The organism is Psychrobacter sp. S1-30-MNA-CIBAN-0213, from assembly GCF_040309845.1.
Taxonomy (GTDB): Bacteria; Pseudomonadota; Gammaproteobacteria; order Pseudomonadales; family Moraxellaceae; genus Psychrobacter.
The window spans coordinates 1-293 of sequence record NZ_JBEOPE010000045.1 but is presented as its reverse complement, the minus strand read 5'-3'; the positions used below and the strand labels follow the sequence as shown (position 1 = coordinate 293).

Sequence of the window (293 nt, the reverse complement as noted above, 5' to 3'; positions counted from 1 at the left end):
ACCTGCTTTAGTACGTAAGCATCAAACCCGTATTAGCGGCCTTGATGACAAGATCATATTCCTTTACGCCAAGGGTCAAACCACCACTGAGATTGTAGAGAGTATCAAAGAGCTCTACGATGTCGACATCTCAAGCACCCTGGTTTCAAGAGTCACTGACAACATCTTAGAGGACATCACCGCTTGGCAGAACCGGCCGTTAAGCAGTGTCTATCCTATCGTCTATCTAGACTGTATTGTCGTGAAGATACGTCAAGATAAACAGATTATCAACAAGGCTATCTATCTGGCAC

General features: G+C 44.7%; 1 protein-coding gene. It reads left to right on the top strand.

Going from position 1 to position 293, the window contains the following annotated elements; all coding sequences use genetic code 11:
- The coding region (locus AAEY87_RS13890; protein WP_350657593.1) for a transposase at positions 1-293 on the top strand (293 nt) is incomplete at both ends.